Here is a 2,749-nt window from a genome sequence, read left to right as displayed (position 1 = left end):
TAGTGTTATAATCAACTTACCTTCGGAAGTTTTAATCGCGTAGTTATTTAGCTAACGGGGTTTAGTGGCCATTTCATCGCCTTCGACACTTTAGAAATCGGGGTTTGGGGAGCAACGGAACAGTGAACGTCGTTAAGTGGTTACTTTAAATGGTCATTTAGTAATAAATCAGTTGATTAACAAATATTACCAAGCCCTTTTCTCACACTACAGCAGTGTACTGATAACCTGTTGATTCATTACGGCTCCAACAGTACAAAAAATAGCGTGAAATCTCATGCCAATGCTTATATAAAGCATTAATAAAAGAATAAACATCGTGGTTATCGATTATATTGTAAGTGATTACAAAATCGCGGATTACTCCCGTAATCCATATGGAAAATGTCTCGTTTGTGCAAAACGGGTGGTTGAGCTTCTGACACAACGCAACATACCCTATCGTGTGATCGGTTTACTTACCTGGTCTGGGCTTTCTAATTTAACGCCAGCAAATCATTATGCTGTAGTTGCAAGCATCAAGGGGCAAGCCATCATCATAGATCCCACTGCGGGTCAGTTTTCAGTATGGAGGCCATTTTATGGAACAATTGACGATTGGATTACTGGCTTCAGCCAATATTTACCTCATCGACTTATAAAGGGACGCGAATTTATCACTATTGGTGAAGCTGAATCCACCCTAGGTTCTTTGATTATGGGAAGTCCAGTAGATTTCAATGGAATTGTTCTTCAGGACACCATATGGCATAGCAAAATCATGAAAAATCCAGCTCATTTTGCTGCTCAAGAGCAAAAACAAATTCAGGCATCATCCTTTGTCCCATTACGAGATCTAAAAAGAAGGCTCCCGATGGAATTGTTTCAAGAATAGTTAGCAGTGTTACCTAACAGGAAGGTCTGTACCTTCCAGGTTTGCTATCACTTTTTACGCCCCGGAGCGACCGGCTGGACAAAAAATGATAGCATTCCGGCGTGAAAGCAAAACTAGCCTCAAACTTTTAGCCATTTGAGGTATATGTATGGGGATATTAACGGTCAGGCCACAACAGGAACATGAAGAAGCATTGGAGGCTGTAGGTACGTTTTTGCAGGAAAAACGCGCCTCACAGACGTTGCTCAAATCACTGATGGCTTACGAACCACACTGTAAAGAGATCGCCCGATTGAAAGCGGCTTTGTACAAGGCCGAGAAAGAACGCGATGAGTACAAAGGGAAAATAGAGCGCTTTAAAGCCGCCCAGCTCGCGTTATTTGAATGAACTGAGAGCTAACGCCTTTTTTTGGATCTTCATTCTGGATCAATGTAAATAATTTAGTTATGATTAGCCCGTCCTGTTTACCGAGCCTCAGCCTTGTAGAAAGGCACTGGTAGTGATAGATTTCATCGCTAAGTTTGCAAGACGCAAAGAATTTCAGGTAGACCACGCCAAAAGGTGATGAAGGAAGGGTTGAAAAGCCCAAAAAACAAAGCCCCGAAAATCATGCTCTACGGGTTCCGCCGAAGAACCCCAAAATCTGATACGTCACGTTGTAACGAGGATTTTATAGACCGTAGAACGCGCTATTTTTAATTGTCTCGATATATTTGTTGCGCCGATACCTTGCTGATGAAGGCTGCGAACTTGAGCTTTGTCTATTGTGGGTTTGCGGCCAAATTTAATCCCCTTCGCTTTGGCCTCCAAACGTCCCTCGTTAGTCCGTTCCAATATTCTTTGACGTTCAGCCTGGGCCACTGCTGACAAAATGGTGACCACCATCTTACCCATTGTCCCTTCTGTGTTGATCCCATCATCCAGAAAGTGTATGGCTACCCCCATCTCATCGAATTCCTTGATCAGATGAATCATATCGGCGGTATCAATACCATGTTTTTCTTCTCTCAATAAAGTCCTGGGCAAAGAACGGCCGTCAATGATATTAAGGAAAGTGACTCTCATTGGGTTCTGGTTCGGGTCATAATCAAATGAACATCTCTTCATATTTTGCTGATGTATTTATTAACCTGATGGTGATTTAGCCCGGAGTTTATGGGGCTGCAAGCCCCATAAACTCCAGATCTGTTAGCAAATACATTCGGTAACCCGTGCCTTAAGTTTCTTTTCGTTTATAATTTGCCTGCTTTGTTGTTGGAATGAACCGATTAAAAACAGGCAAATACACAATGTAAATTACTTCTCCGGTATACCTATATAACTTGTTACAGGGCCTGTATGTGTATAAAAACGCAAAGCTTGATCATTGCGACCAAAACAATAACCAAAAATGACATGATAATCGGGGGGAGTGAATAATGCCGCGAATCTCATGATACGTCGAATGGTTGATATCTTTAATGTGTATTGGTTGACTAAAATGAACCCCTCTTCTAATCCCCCCCCCCTTTTCTACCCCCTGTGTCTTCATGAAAAAAGAATTTCTCACGCAAGTCCCTACTTCTCACTCCATTGATATTGGCGTCCCAATTAAATCCCATTTCATCACCATGAGAGCCGGTTAATATTAAAATGGGCTTACCATCATAATCAGCGCTGGATTGAATCATCCTTATAGGGTGATTCAATCCAGCGTGTATTTCTGTATCTGAACCATAAATTTGTTTCCCATTGAATGGGATAGAATGCCAATGGTTCTGTCGCATTAACGTGCATTTTGGTTTATCGTTGGGAAAACTCAGGATGGAATCCGATATGCCCCTTATCCGAAAAGCGTTCAAACGCCTGCATTATCCCACTGATATTATTGCCCA

At 41.9% G+C, this 2,749-nt stretch carries 5 protein-coding genes; 2 read left to right on the top strand and 3 right to left on the bottom strand.

Annotated features, from left to right (window positions below; translation table 11 throughout):
- Positions 1-319 precede the first annotated feature (319 nt).
- Together Xhom_RS24540 and Xhom_RS24535 are read left to right on the top strand one after the other, a co-directional pair.
- Positions 320-874 (top strand): hypothetical protein, encoded by a 555-nt coding sequence (locus Xhom_RS24540; protein ID WP_169928573.1) that lies wholly within the window; start codon positions 320-322, stop codon positions 872-874.
- A 148-nt stretch (positions 875-1,022) separates the two neighbouring features.
- Positions 1,023-1,262, top strand: coding sequence for a hypothetical protein (locus Xhom_RS24535; protein WP_038196541.1), 240 nt, complete (start codon positions 1,023-1,025; stop codon positions 1,260-1,262).
- A gap of 264 nt (positions 1,263-1,526) precedes the next feature.
- Here Xhom_RS24535 and Xhom_RS24530 read toward each other — a convergent pair whose 3' ends face one another.
- The 3 genes from Xhom_RS24530 to Xhom_RS47300 all read right to left on the bottom strand — a co-directional run bounded on the left by Xhom_RS24530 (position 1,527) and on the right by Xhom_RS47300 (position 2,641).
- Positions 1,527-1,982 carry a recombinase family protein gene (locus Xhom_RS24530; RefSeq protein ID WP_211287914.1) on the bottom strand — a complete coding sequence of 152 codons (456 nt, stop codon included), beginning with the start codon at positions 1,980-1,982 and terminating at the stop codon, positions 1,527-1,529.
- A gap of 189 nt (positions 1,983-2,171) precedes the next feature.
- Positions 2,172-2,309, bottom strand: coding sequence for a hypothetical protein (locus Xhom_RS47305; protein ID WP_099140115.1), 138 nt, complete (start codon positions 2,307-2,309; stop codon positions 2,172-2,174).
- Between the two features lie 59 nt (positions 2,310-2,368).
- A complete protein-coding gene (locus tag Xhom_RS47300; RefSeq protein WP_099140114.1) occupies positions 2,369-2,641 on the bottom strand; it encodes a hypothetical protein in 273 nt (90 codons plus the stop codon).
- Positions 2,642-2,749: the final 108 nt, after the last annotated feature.

Origin of the sequence: Xenorhabdus hominickii, assembly GCF_002632725.1 — a bacterium.
Taxonomy (GTDB): domain Bacteria; phylum Pseudomonadota; class Gammaproteobacteria; order Enterobacterales; family Enterobacteriaceae; genus Xenorhabdus; species Xenorhabdus hominickii.
The sequence above is the reverse complement of the archived record's forward strand: the minus strand, read 5'-3'. Positions and strand labels throughout refer to the sequence as shown.

Coding starts and splice junctions, on each gene's coding strand:
- Xhom_RS24535 (WP_038196541.1), top strand. CDS start 1,023: ATGGGGATATTAACGGTCAGGCCACAACAGGAACATGAAGAAGCATTG.
- Xhom_RS24530 (WP_211287914.1), bottom strand. CDS start 1,982: ATGAAGAGATGTTCATTTGATTATGACCCGAACCAGAACCCAATGAGA.
- Xhom_RS47305 (WP_099140115.1), bottom strand. CDS start 2,309: ATGAGATTCGCGGCATTATTCACTCCCCCCGATTATCATGTCATTTTT.
- Xhom_RS47300 (WP_099140114.1), bottom strand. CDS start 2,641: ATGCGACAGAACCATTGGCATTCTATCCCATTCAATGGGAAACAAATT.